The organism is Echinicola strongylocentroti, assembly GCF_003260975.1.
GTDB classification, from domain to species: Bacteria; Bacteroidota; Bacteroidia; order Cytophagales; family Cyclobacteriaceae; genus Echinicola; species Echinicola strongylocentroti.
This window is the reverse complement of record NZ_CP030041.1, coordinates 2,207,935-2,220,163: the sequence shown is the minus strand read 5'-3', so window position 1 is coordinate 2,220,163 and position 12,229 is coordinate 2,207,935. Positions and strand designations below refer to the sequence as shown.

Annotated in this window: 11 protein-coding genes; 7 read left to right on the top strand and 4 right to left on the bottom strand. The window is 43.0% G+C overall.

The window, feature by feature from the left end; translation table 11 throughout:
* The first annotated feature begins 7 nt into the window (after positions 1–7).
* From DN752_RS08585 to DN752_RS08565, 5 genes are all read left to right on the top strand, one after another.
* Entirely contained in the window at positions 8–538 is a 531-nt protein-coding gene (locus DN752_RS08585; protein ID WP_162633168.1) for a hypothetical protein, read from the top strand.
* A gap of 47 nt (positions 539–585) precedes the next feature.
* Positions 586–1,737 (top strand): hypothetical protein, encoded by a 1,152-nt coding sequence (locus DN752_RS08580; protein WP_162633167.1) that lies wholly within the window; start codon positions 586–588, stop codon positions 1,735–1,737.
* Between the two features lie 105 nt (positions 1,738–1,842).
* Positions 1,843–2,388, top strand: a complete 546-nt coding sequence (locus DN752_RS08575) for a hypothetical protein (RefSeq protein WP_112783557.1) — start codon at positions 1,843–1,845, stop codon at positions 2,386–2,388.
* Positions 2,389–2,402: 14 nt separating this feature from the next.
* Entirely contained in the window at positions 2,403–3,725 is a 1,323-nt protein-coding gene (locus DN752_RS08570; protein ID WP_162633166.1) for a hypothetical protein, read from the top strand.
* 14 nt (positions 3,726–3,739) lie between these two features.
* Complete coding sequence (locus DN752_RS08565; RefSeq protein ID WP_162633165.1) at positions 3,740–4,666, top strand: hypothetical protein; 927 nt, start codon at positions 3,740–3,742, stop codon at positions 4,664–4,666.
* A 41-nt stretch (positions 4,667–4,707) separates the two neighbouring features.
* Here the strand turns inward: DN752_RS08565 and DN752_RS08560 are convergent, their stop codons facing one another.
* The 4 genes from DN752_RS08560 to DN752_RS08545 all read right to left on the bottom strand — a co-directional run bounded on the left by DN752_RS08560 (position 4,708) and on the right by DN752_RS08545 (position 6,599).
* Positions 4,708–5,127 (bottom strand): VOC family protein, encoded by a 420-nt coding sequence (locus DN752_RS08560; protein ID WP_112783554.1) that lies wholly within the window; start codon positions 5,125–5,127, stop codon positions 4,708–4,710.
* Positions 5,128–5,152: 25 nt separating this feature from the next.
* Positions 5,153–5,548 carry an SRPBCC family protein gene (locus DN752_RS08555; RefSeq protein WP_112783553.1) on the bottom strand — a complete coding sequence of 132 codons (396 nt, stop codon included), beginning with the start codon at positions 5,546–5,548 and terminating at the stop codon, positions 5,153–5,155.
* A 10-nt stretch (positions 5,549–5,558) separates the two neighbouring features.
* The gene (locus DN752_RS08550; protein WP_112783552.1) at positions 5,559–5,942 is read right to left on the bottom strand and encodes a VOC family protein; all 384 of its coding nucleotides are present in this window, start codon (positions 5,940–5,942) and stop codon (positions 5,559–5,561) included.
* Positions 5,943–6,005: 63 nt separating this feature from the next.
* The gene (locus DN752_RS08545; RefSeq protein ID WP_112783551.1) at positions 6,006–6,599 is read right to left on the bottom strand and encodes a Crp/Fnr family transcriptional regulator; all 594 of its coding nucleotides are present in this window, start codon (positions 6,597–6,599) and stop codon (positions 6,006–6,008) included.
* A 426-nt stretch (positions 6,600–7,025) separates the two neighbouring features.
* On the opposite strand from DN752_RS08545, the gene DN752_RS08540 reads away from it, so the two are divergent.
* On the top strand, positions 7,026–8,738 hold the full coding sequence (locus DN752_RS08540) for a hypothetical protein (protein WP_112783550.1): 1,713 nt from the start codon (positions 7,026–7,028) through the stop codon (positions 8,736–8,738).
* A 46-nt stretch (positions 8,739–8,784) separates the two neighbouring features.
* A complete protein-coding gene (locus tag DN752_RS08535; RefSeq protein WP_162633164.1) occupies positions 8,785–12,198 on the top strand; it encodes a DEAD/DEAH box helicase in 3,414 nt (1,137 codons plus the stop codon).
* Positions 12,199–12,229 lie beyond the last annotated feature (31 nt).

Genomic DNA, 12,229 nt, shown 5'->3' with positions numbered 1-12,229 from the left:
GAAGTTCATGAAACAAAATTATGTAAAAGCAATTTTCCTGCTTGGATTGGGGTTGGCAATGGCATGTTCAAATGATGATGTCGAGCCTGAAAAGCAAAATGCTTTGGAGGTGAGTGGTTCGATCAGTGGAGTGGTAAATGGAAAAGAGGTGAATTATCCTGAGGTAAAAGTGGTGCTCTATGGTGGCTCCAACACAGTTGGAATCGTTGGGAGCGATCAGGTTCACGAAGATACTACCAATCAGGTACGGGTGGTTGTGCCCTTGGAGCCAACTACAGGAACATTTGACCACAGTGATAATGGATTTGATGTGAATTATGAAGTGATCACATTCAATAATGAAAACGGGTATGGATTTAACAGGGAGAAGACCTCCCAAATAGATGTCACCGATTATAAAGAAATAGGGACAAAACTGGATACCACTTTTTATAGGGTAAAAGGCACTTTTGAGCGTTATGGCATGCGCAACATGAACAGCGAAACCATCAATATCCAAAATGGTGAATTTGACTTCGTCTATGGAATTTGGTTTTAATGTCTCATTTAAAATTGCATGGAAAGAACTTGTTAACCATAACAAAAATGATAAAAACGAAACAACTCATATTATGTCTGATGCTATTGGCCCTTTCCCCGCTAGACTTACTTGCTTGTGGTTATAGTAAGGAGCGGAACAAAAACGATAGCTTGGATACAGAGGAAGCGGTTGAAGAAATGATGGAGGGTTTATCGAGGATGGAGGATTTTGAACCCTCGAAAATTACCGATATCGAAACCGAAGCACTGGCGCAGGGTATCGATATTGGCATTAAGTCCATTACGATACCCGAGTACCCACGTGGCGATTATATTCCCTTCTCCAATTGCCCACAAGATCAGGTTACGAAATTTGAATTTCGTGTGGAAAACAGGGGGGCAGATTTCGACAAAAAGGGCAAGGGCATCTTCGGAGCCGTCCAGGTCAAAAGACTGGAGGATGGAGCGCTTTTGCTCCAAGAAGAAGCAGTACTTGAATTCAGGGCTTTCACCCCCGGTTGGGTACGTTTTCGCTTTGACCCGATAGACCTGTCCCAAGTGGGACTGTATGAAGTCACCGTCGAGTCTTACCTCATTGATCTGTCAGCTTATATCAAAGACAAGTCTTTGAAACCATTGGACACGGACGTGTCGGATAATAAAGTGGTGTACCTGAGCAAAGTCATTGCCCCCGCATCATTGTCGGAAAATTCCTTGCAGGTGTTTGATTTTGAAGGGGCGCAAAGCGAGGTGGATTTGGCAGCACAGGGTTGGAACTACAGCTATTTGCCGGATTCACTGCTAATTTCAAACAAAGGCCTCGGAGGTTCCAAAGCAATTGAAATGCATCTACATCAAGGCGACAAAAACAAGCGAAAACTATTTACGCCCTCGATGGCGATGCCCGAAGCTGCGTACCTGGACTTTCAGTTTAAGCTACTGGATGCCCGGTCAGGAAAAAACGTGACTGAAGAATTAATATCCTCGGAAGCCTTTCAGGCGGAGATTTCACTCCAGAAAATCTGTGCAACAGGAGTAGAGGTGACCATTAAACACAAGGTCTCCGATGCCCTAGCCACAGCAGACGGCTTTTTTAAATTCCCCAAAGTGCCTGTTCATCGGGACCCGGGAAATTACAGGGAGCAAATAGCCTTCACGAACCTATCCGATTATCCAGAAATTCTATTGGTCATCGATGAGGTGCGCGTACAGCAATGAAAATAAAATGTAGGGATTATGCCTTGTGCTTCCCGAAGTAGAAACAAAGACAAAGGATAGAAAACGAGATTCCCTACGGACTTTAAAAAAACAATTTATAAACACATGAAAAAGACAATGATTCAAACCCTAATTGGCATGATGGCTCTATGCCTGATGTCCGCCTGCTCGAGCAATGATGAGGACGGTGTCGACCCCATCAATAGCAATGGCGCGCACACTTATGACATTACCTTGGAAGGCGGGGGCAAATTCTCCGGAGAAGTACCCAAGGAAGTGATGGGGACTTATAATCCGGTGATGTTTGTCGAATTCAACGAGGAGGCCAATGGAGAGCTGCTGACGGGAATTCTGGTGGACGCGGGAAAGTTTCAGTTTGGGGCAGGACTTCTCCTGGGTGACAACAAGCGGCCCAGTATAGTGGGAACTGGTCCCGGCCTTGTTTTTGGCGAATGGGGCACCGAGGACAAATATCGTCCCGTGGGGCCAGTAAGCATGACCCTGAAAAACTACAAAGAGCATAATATCTCTATGTACGGAGAAGAGGCAACGGCTGCCTCGTACACTTTGACATTTCAGGGGGATTTTAAACTCGGAGATGACGGAGAAGAAGTAACTGTTACAGGAGAGGTTGTCATAGCCGCACCTTAGATCAAACTGTTGAAATGAAAAAGCTATTAGCAAAGACAATACTGATTATGTCTGTCTGGTTTTGTGCGTGTTCTGAAGAGCAGAAACCGGCTCCGCCAGCAGAGGAGGAAGAGTTAACCTTGCAGCTTAGCGCCAGCGAAACAAGTGTCACGGTATTATCAACCGTCACTTTTGAGGTGACTACCATGGAAACGCAGGAGGCGATCACGGGAGCCGACCTTTATATCGATGGAAATAAGATAAATGGATATCAGCATGTTTTTGATGAAGTGGGTACCCAATCAGTCGTAGCAAAGATACAGGGGTATAGGGATAGTGAGCCGGTGACTATCACGGTTCTGGACCAAATGGCCGAGGTGGATATTTATGTGCTCGGGGGTGGATATGACGAAGGTTCAGGTGGCATTAGACCTTTGTATTGGAAAAATGGCGAACCTGCTATTTACAGTCATGAGTCATCTGAAAACATGATTTACAACAAGATGGTGGTGGCAGATAATCAGGTGTATATCGCTGGTGAAAGACAATTTACAAGGGCTATCGCTTCAGCTTTCTATTGGGAAAATGATACCTATGTGGAGTTGTCAGATCCTAATGATTCCGATGATTATGCCATAGCTTACGATATCTGTGTCTCAGAAGGGGATGTGTATGTGGCGGGAATAAAAGCTAAGACAAACAATATGATGGATATTGTGTATTGGGAAAATAGTGGAGAGTCGCCTGTTCATGTAGCGAGTGGTACCTTAGGTCAAACAGGAAATAGTGTGGTTACGGTATCCGGCGATGATGTGTACGTAGCAGGTGTATTGAATGCTGCGCCCACCTACTGGAAAAACGGTGAAGCGGTTTCAATGGAAGGAACAGGAACGGTGACCGATATTGCAGTGTCTGACCAAGGCGATGTGTTTATTTCGGGTCATGGATCGAATGGAAATGTAACCGTTGCCAAATATTGGAAAAATGGACAAGAGGTTGTTTTAGGGACAGGCGAGAGAGATTCGGAGGCTCGTGCTGTTTTTGTGGAAAATGGTGATGTGTACGTGGCGGGGTATGAAAAGGTATTGCATAAGTCGGGTACGGGTACCGTAAATGTGGCAAGGTACTGGAAAAATGGGGAGGCGGTAGATTTGACAGATCGATTATACCGTGCAGAAGCAAATGCCATCTTTGTACTGGATGGAAAGGTATATGTTGCCGGTATTGATTTTGGGAGTTCCGGAAAACCCGTCGCTGCGATGTATTGGGAAAATGGCAAGGCAATGCAGTTGTCGCATGACGACCACCGAGGGCATGCAGCGGATATCTTTGTGGTAAAGAGAACACAGGATAGATAACAAATTATAAGTTTATGAAAACGAAATATTATAGTTTGCTTGGAGCATTGTGTCTCATGATAGTTGTTTCTTCCTGTATAGAGGGTGAACAGGGCGAGCAGGGTATTCCAGGTGTCGATGGGAATAGTTTGCTTTATGGAAATCAGCCTCCGGGACCAACTGACGGAAAGGAAGGTGATTTTTATATCGATACCCATAGTAGTGAACTGTACGGCCCGAAAACCGCTTTCGGTTGGGGTAATCCCACGGGGTTGCAGGGAGAGCCAGGGAAGGATGGTGAGGATGGTTCCAGGATTTATAGTGGTTCCATTTCACCTTCTCTGAACATCGGGGAATTGGGAGATTTTTACTTCCAAACCACAATAGGTGTACTTTATGGTCCCAAGAGAAGTACAGGATGGGGAAGTGGGATCAGTCTGAAGGGGCCGCAGGGTGAGCCTGGAACTGCGAATGTGATAGCTTCCAATTGGACGGCCTATAATGTCGACCGCTTATCACCTACTAAGGCGGTGGTGTATGCGTACCTGCCCTCAGCGACCAGAAACCATTTGATAAGCGTCACCGGAGCGAGTTCTTTGTATGACTTTGTTAACAATGAGAATGGTACCTTGCTTGTGTATCATCGAAATCCAGTGGACGGTCTTTTCTCGTTGCCAAGTTTTCGCCCTATTGGGACATGGGAAATAAAATCCAGTCTTTACTGGACCTTAGATGGAACTCAAGGTTGGCAAAACCGCATAATAATTGAGGTCGATAATATGTCCGAAGGGGCATATACCTTCGCCAGCAAAAGCTTGGTTTTTGGTACAGATAGGCCAGAGTTCCGATTTATAATGATTCCCAAAGGGGCAGTAAGCACAGCAATACGTGACAGAAATGTTAGTGATCTGTCCGAGCTTCCCTATAAGGATGTTAGAAAGCTATTTGGTTTGGGTGATTAATCCTTAATGGTTTTCTGCTAATAGTTGGATAATGGGGCAGGCTAAACTGACCCTGATCCTTCAAATTCCAAATTTAACTGCCAAGACACCCCAAACCTATCCTCTACAAAAGCAAATTGTTGGCTAAATTCGTAGTTATCCATAGGCATCTTAACATCACCGTTTTCCATGAGGGCATTATAAAGTCTAGTAAGCTCTTCTTCAGTTTCACATTCCACCCAATTGGATATTGCTGGCGTAAAATTCCAATCGTGTTGAATAAAACTGTCACTACACATAAACCGCGTTCCGTTCAATTCAAAAATAGCGCTTATAATCGTTCCTTCCTTTCCAGGGCCATCTGTACCATATCGTTGTACAGCTACCACCTTAGAGTTGTCGAATAGTTCAACATAAAAACACATAGCCTCTTCGGCGTTATGGTCCTGAAAGGTTAAAAAGGTGCATATTCCTGATTTCATAATCTATATTTAATAATTATCAGTTTCATTTTTCACAATATCGCTTTAATCTATACAAAAACATCCCCCAATTATAATTGCACCAACGGTAGAAGTCTGTTCGCGCTCTCCAGTCAAAGTGCTTAAGAACAACAGTTGTGACGTTTTCTTTATCAGTGAGTTCAAAGGAAACCTTAGTTCCTATCCATTCTTCATCAGAAGCAATACACTCCCAAACAATTTTATTATTTTCTTCCAGTTCAACTGTTTTAAACTTGGTAATATATCCTTCATCAAAATCAAACTCATTTACAAAACCAATTTCAGGTTTTACTTTGAGCTTCTTTGTCCAGACGTTCCCCAATCCTTCTTCTGAAATAAGCACTTGATAAACCTTTTCTACAGGTGCTTTTATATAATTGATGTGTTCTATGCTTTCCATAACACGCGACTTATTTCAATGAATGAAAACCTACGGAATTTCCTTCGGTATCTTTTATAATGGAAACAAAACCGTGCTCTCCAATAGCCATTTTGGACTGGATTACCTCACCTCCATTTTCAGCAGTTCTATCCTCTAACACTTTACAATCCTCACAACCAAAATAAACTAGATTTCCATTGGTCGAAGGTTTTATCCCTTCCATTTTCACCAAAGCACCGGAAGCTCCATAATTTTCCATATCGCTGGGGAAACCTTTCATTTGTACAGATCCATCTGTTGGGTCACTCATGTTTTCCAATACGACTTGAAGCACTTTTTCGTAAAATATGGCAGCTCGATCCATGTCGATAACATATATTTCAAACCACACCACAGGGTTAAACTTTTTCATCTTTTGGATTTTTTTATTGTTGGTCCTACAAAAGTGAAAAAAGGATATGAAAAAAAACTTGTCCTATGGCAAGTTCTCAGTTTGAGACAGTACTTCTTTGCGTATCCTACTTAATGAAGTATCGGTAATTCCCAAATAAGTAGCGATGTGTTTTAATGGCACCTCTTTTAAAATTTGAGGTTTTTCTTTTACCAAATTTAAATACCGTTGTGAAGCACTTTGTGTGTGCATACTCACAGCACGGTGTTTTGCGATGAATAGTTGGTGGGACATCCAACTACGACCCCATTCGGTAAAGCCCTCAATAGTACTGTACAGCTTTTGAAAATCGTTGAAGCCAATTTTATAAACTTCACCATCCGTTAAGGCTTGAATGGTTTCTTTTGAAGGACTACGAAGAAATAATGATGCTACCTCAATGAGAATGTCATTGGGGCCAAAAAAGTCAGTAGTAATTTCATTTCCTTTATAATCGATGACATAAGAACGGAACAGACCTTTTCTAATTAAATAGTAGGCATTGCTTATTTTACCCTCATTTAGTATGGTCTCATTTTTTTTGAATTGGACTTCTTTATGAGCATTAATAATGCTTTCATAGTCTACTTTTTTTAAACTGGGGTGGTTGTATATGTTTTCAAAAAAGGATGCTTCCATCGTTATAATTTTGTTTAAAAATAAGAAAAAAAATATTCCTGTTGCTCCCTAGGTTTTGAGTAACCACAACCAGGTCAACTCCTGTCCCATTTGAGGCTACGATTACAAAATGTCTGGAGCTTCATAGAACATCGAGGATTTCAATTTCTTTTGAAACAACTTTGTCAGTCTTCACTTTAACTACGTTATGAATATGAATAACCATTCAGGGGGAGGTTGATATTCATGGCATTAAATAGGAAGAACAAAGTTAGTTATCAAGGTGCTAAAATGTAATAACGGTGTTCGGTAAATACCAGAGGCTTTTCAAGTCAGATTGTTTTTCAGCAACAAGAATAAAACATCTCTTTAATTGAATAACCTATTCTTCTCCCGGATAGGATAGAAATCCCTCTATTTCTTCCTTGCTGGTAAAACAGCGGTTTTATGGAGAAACACAGTACTTATAAAATCACAAAGGATGACCTTGTCGAAATTCAGCAAAATGTTGAGGCAAAGGCTCTTTTTTGTGTGGACCCAATCCCCTTTGAAGGGAAGGCGTTTCCGCCTTTTCTTTTGATAGCACTTCCCAATGGAGGAACGTTGTCCATCAAAAGGGCAAGGGAAAAAATCACTGCCACAGATTGTTTTCCTAAGAGGCTGGCCAACCTTGGTTTTTGCCATTTCCAAGGTTTGAAGGCAGGCATGAAAAGGGATGGCCTATTCCATTTGTTGCACCTATCAAAAGAAAGACTGGTATCTCCTGGTATTCCCCTTCCTTTTAAAGAAGTTTCCAAATCCCTCATGGAAAATAAATATGCGGAGTTCTTACTGCCGTTCGATGTATTTGCCCATAAAACCAAAGCCTTCCAGCAAGGAGCCCTTGACTATTGGAAAAAAAGGGATTTCACCACTGCTGCTTTTATGTTTCACCAAGCAATTGAACTGGGGTTCCACGCATCCGAGGTGTTTGCTTTGGGAAAGGCGAAACAAAGCCATAAGCTCTACAGCCATATCCTCTCTGCTGAGTATTATGCCCCTGCCCTTGCGGATGTTTTTCTGGATGTAAACCACCAAACCGTTTCTCCCATACCACTTTTGGAAAAAGCCTATCTGGGGGCCAGGTACCGCACCAATTTCAATATTTCCGAAGATGATATTGCCGACTTACCGGACCTTGTAGAGGAATTTCTCAGCCGGTTATTTCAGCTTCCCGGTTCCTATAAAACCGCGATAACCGCTTTTACTCCTCAAACAGTCCAGTCTCCAACCAAAAAATCAACCGTTATGGAAAGTAACCAAAAGAATACAAGTACGCTGATCAAGTCAGGGCTCAATGAAAACATCCAATCATTTTTGAAACACCTGGCCAGTGAATTTGAAATCGATTATGTCTATTGTTTTGGTATTCAGACCCGTGAAGGCCAAGGCTTCAGTCCCTTTATGTTTGCCAACTCTTCAGCGGAATCAAGATATGACCTTCTCATTATTTCAACGGAACCTGACACTTCTCCCATCCAGGAATTCTGTATGGATGCACAGGCAGCGGGGATAGGTGTCTTTGCCATCGTCCACCATAAAAAGGAAGTGGACGATGGCCTGAAAAAAGAACCCAGGTTCTTCAATACCATCATCCAAAATGGGCAATTGTTTTACGGAAACCCTGATGGGTTGGATTTTAAAGTTATCACACCGGATTACAAGTACATCATTCAGGGCATCAGAACCCATTGGGATACCAGAAACAAGAGGGCCTCTCAATACCTTTATGCAGCGGAATGTTCGAAAAACGGGTGCCCGGAAGTGGTCATGTTTCTTATCCACCTCGGTCTCGAACAGCTAGCTCTGGGCATCATTTACACTTATATGGGCTATATTCCAAAATTCAGATCGCTTTCCTACCTTTTTTCCCTATGTGGGAATTTCACATCTGGTTTTTCAGATATTTTTCAAAGTAAAGAATTCCTCGGGAAAGAACTCCTGAAATCCCTGTGTTCCAGCTTCTCCGGTGCCCGGTTCAGATCAGGATACAGGGTTGATCCTTCACATGTTTCGGCAATTTTTGATCGGATCCCCAAACTGAACGATAGGCTTCGAAACCTGCATGAAGAAAAAATCAAACAGTTAGAATTAAATGGAGAAAAGGCAAATTCTGCATAACCAAATCACACCGAAAACCATCTTTCTCTCAATAATAACAAATGCTATGGACAAGGAACTTAAAAAAAGTAATCGCCACTTTGCAATTCCCCTGAAAAGGAAGAACCTGGATGTCGATCTAACAAAATTATTTGAAAAGGTATCCCGGAAAGAAAATATCCACAAAAGTGATATTTGGATCAAATTGGAAACAACCTTGGGTAAGGAAGGACTTTTGCTTAGGGCCGAAATCCATTACAAACAGGAGGCCTTCCTGGTGAAATTTATAGTTTACCCCGACCAACTGGTTATCCTCAGAAACCCAAGATCGGAAACCAAAGGCAACGAAAAGCTGTCCCTCATGGAATATTATGCCATTGAAAGGATTGTAACGGTCAAATATCTTGCTGACATCACCAAGTATTTTAAACATGAACTTTATGAGTTCATGATGAATTTCCCCAAGGACTACAGGATATCTTACGGAGATATTACTCCGACCAGTTATCTTGGTCACATTTATATGCCGAAAACCGGAGAGTATTTAAATGAGGCTATCCATAAAATGGATACCTGGGCAAGACGGGAATCCGATCTCATCATGGGTTTCTGCATTCCTACTTTTTGGTGGAACGAGGGGATACCCTTGCTCTTTCCTTTTCTTGGAAAGACTACCAAGGACAAGGCCAGTATAAAATCGTTCATTTCCATCGACCCGGAAAGACTTGCCCTCTATACCCACTTGCTATCGGAAAGGCAACTGGCACTTTTTGAAATCGCCAACCAACTGAGAAAACTGTCGGATGAGAGCAAGGGAGCCAGGCAGGGGATCTTTAAAATTCCCAATTGCGAGGACGAGCCCTTAATGTTGAAACTCTGGAAAAGGGCTTTTCCGCTTTTGAAAGATGAACCGTTCCTGTACATGTTCAGTAAATCCAAAATGCCAAAGGATAATATAAAACCCGGAAGGAGGGAAATGCATAAGGTCAGTTTCGATGAAACCCCGGTCCGAATTGCATTTCTATTGGAGGAGGAGGAAGACCGGTGGGTATTGAGCCGTAGGGGATATGAAAATGGGAAAATTACCAAGGCCAATGTCTCATTTCCCCGGTTTTGTCCTCTTTTTACCATGGACGATCCACGGGAACCAAAAACCATTAAGGCCATGGGAACTCTTAAGGACATAAGGGTAGGGACATTGCTTTCAAAAGAGCTGCAAATGACCGTATACAAACATCCGAAATCCCAAGATTCCTTTTTGGAAAGGTTCCTGCCAACCTTGTGTACCTATTTTCCTGTAGAGGTCAAGATCCCCAAAAAGCTGGGATTGGAGGTTAAAAATGAAATGTTGACAGTAGAAAGTAGGTGGATGGAATTGTCCCAACACCACAGCAAGATCATGTTTGTTCCCTATCTAAAGTACCGTGAAGTGGAAGAGCCGGTGGATGCCCTTCAAGACGGAACCTTGTGGGCCAGGTTTGAAGGGAACGAACGGACTTTACAGATCAGGGACAATAAAGCGGAAAGGAAGCTTCAGGAGCTGTTGCTTGGCCTACACCCATTGTTCAAAGGACATTTCCTTAATGACCATCCAGAGCTGGATATGTCAGTATTTATGGAAGGTTATTGGTTCTTGGATGCATTTTCTAAGTTGAAGGAAGCCGGAGTGGAAATAAAGGGGCTGGAAAAACTCGATGGATTTGATTACCACCCTTACCGTCCGGATATCCAAATGGATGTGAGGGCTGAAAAAGGGTGGTTTGATATTGGTTTGCAGGTCAGGTTTGGAGACAAGCTGTTGGACATGGAACAATTGAGAAATGCGGTCGTCAAACAGGGCGGGAAGGTCAAGTTAAAGGATGGCAAGAAAGGGGTGATCCCAATGGACTGGCAGGACAAGTTGAGCGGAATGCTGTCCATGGGACAGGAGAAGAATGGCAAGTTGAGCCTTTCAAAGGTCCATTTTCCCATGGTAGCAAAACTGTACGGAAAGAATGCCCCCAAGGATATCACTGAATGGGTCAAAACAAAAAGAAAGCGATTGGAAAAGCCTGCTGCCAAGGGAAATGTGAAACTACCGTTGGTTAAGGCAACACTAAGGCCCTATCAGAAAGCCGGGTTTTATTGGATGAAAGCCCTTCAGGAGGAAGAATGGGGCGGGATACTGGCCGATGACATGGGGCTGGGTAAGACCTTACAGGTATTGACCTTGCTGCTCCATACCAAAGAAACGGGAGGAAAGCAGCCCAATTTGATAGTGGCTACTAAAACCCTACTATACAATTGGGAAGAACAGGCAGCGAAATTCACTCCTAATTTGACCTTTTGCAAGTATTATGGGCAATCAAGGAAAAAACTGCAGAAAGAGCTGCGCCACCATGACCTGATTATCACTACTTACGATACAGTAAAGTCCGATATCCGTTTCTTTGGCAATATGGAATTCCAATACCTCATCACCGATGAAGCCCAGGCCATTAAGAACACAGGCACCGACCGTTATAAAGCCATGAGTTTGCTTAATGCCCAATTCCGGCTGGCCCTTTCAGGTACTCCTATTGAAAACAGTGTGATGGATTTATATGCCCTGATGAATTTTGTCAATCCAGGGTTCTTCGGTACCGAGGCGAATTTCAGAAATATCTTTCTGGAGAAAGGAAGGGTGGACAAATCACCAAGAATGGAAGCACTACAAACGGCCATCAAGCCTTTTATCCTAAGAAGAACCAAGGAAAAAGTAGCCAAAGACCTGCCAGAAAAAACCGAAATGGTCATGTACTGTGAGATGGAACCCCAGCAGCGTAAGGCCTATGAGACCTTACGGAACTATTATAAGGGGGAACTCGAAGACAAAATCTCCACAGAGGGGCTTAACAAATCAAAATTTAAGGTCTTGGAAGGGCTAATGCGCCTAAGGCAGGTTTGTGACCATCCTGTTTTAGTACCGGATCATCATAATTATAAGGGCTATTCTGCCAAGATGGAAGCATTGATGGAGCAGGTTGTTGAAAAGACAGGGAATCATAAACTCTTGGTGTTTTCTCAGTTTACGGGCATGTTAAAGCTTATCGGAAAGGCACTGGAAAAACAAGGAGTCTGTTATTCTTACCTGGACGGCCAGACCTCCGAGGCTTCCAGAAAGAAGGCCATACAGCAGTTTCAGGAAAGTGATTCGGTAAGAGTATTTCTTTTAAGCCTCAAGGCTGGTGGTTCCGGGCTGAACCTTACTGCAGGGGATTACGTGTTTTTGGTCGATCCCTGGTGGAATCCGGCCGTGGAATCACAGGCCATCGACCGCTGTTATCGCATTGGCCAGGACAAAAAAGTGATGGCCTATCGCATGATATGCCAGGATACCATAGAAGAAAAAATCCTCCAAATGCAGCATGAAAAGAAAGAATTGGCTGCTGGGCTGATTCAGACTGAGGAGGGGCTCTTTAAGTCACTGGATACTAAAGGGCTTTTGGATTTGTTTAAATGAGAAAATCTAAATTAAACTTGATTGGTTATCG

Coding starts and splice junctions, on each gene's coding strand:
- DN752_RS08585 (WP_162633168.1), top strand. CDS start 8: ATGAAACAAAATTATGTAAAAGCAATTTTCCTGCTTGGATTGGGGTTG.
- DN752_RS08580 (WP_162633167.1), top strand. CDS start 586: ATGATAAAAACGAAACAACTCATATTATGTCTGATGCTATTGGCCCTT.
- DN752_RS08575 (WP_112783557.1), top strand. CDS start 1,843: ATGAAAAAGACAATGATTCAAACCCTAATTGGCATGATGGCTCTATGC.
- DN752_RS08570 (WP_162633166.1), top strand. CDS start 2,403: ATGAAAAAGCTATTAGCAAAGACAATACTGATTATGTCTGTCTGGTTT.
- DN752_RS08565 (WP_162633165.1), top strand. CDS start 3,740: ATGAAAACGAAATATTATAGTTTGCTTGGAGCATTGTGTCTCATGATA.
- DN752_RS08560 (WP_112783554.1), bottom strand. CDS start 5,127: ATGAAATCAGGAATATGCACCTTTTTAACCTTTCAGGACCATAACGCC.
- DN752_RS08555 (WP_112783553.1), bottom strand. CDS start 5,548: ATGGAAAGCATAGAACACATCAATTATATAAAAGCACCTGTAGAAAAG.
- DN752_RS08550 (WP_112783552.1), bottom strand. CDS start 5,942: ATGAAAAAGTTTAACCCTGTGGTGTGGTTTGAAATATATGTTATCGAC.
- DN752_RS08545 (WP_112783551.1), bottom strand. CDS start 6,599: ATGGAAGCATCCTTTTTTGAAAACATATACAACCACCCCAGTTTAAAA.
- DN752_RS08540 (WP_112783550.1), top strand. CDS start 7,026: ATGGAGAAACACAGTACTTATAAAATCACAAAGGATGACCTTGTCGAA.
- DN752_RS08535 (WP_162633164.1), top strand. CDS start 8,785: ATGGACAAGGAACTTAAAAAAAGTAATCGCCACTTTGCAATTCCCCTG.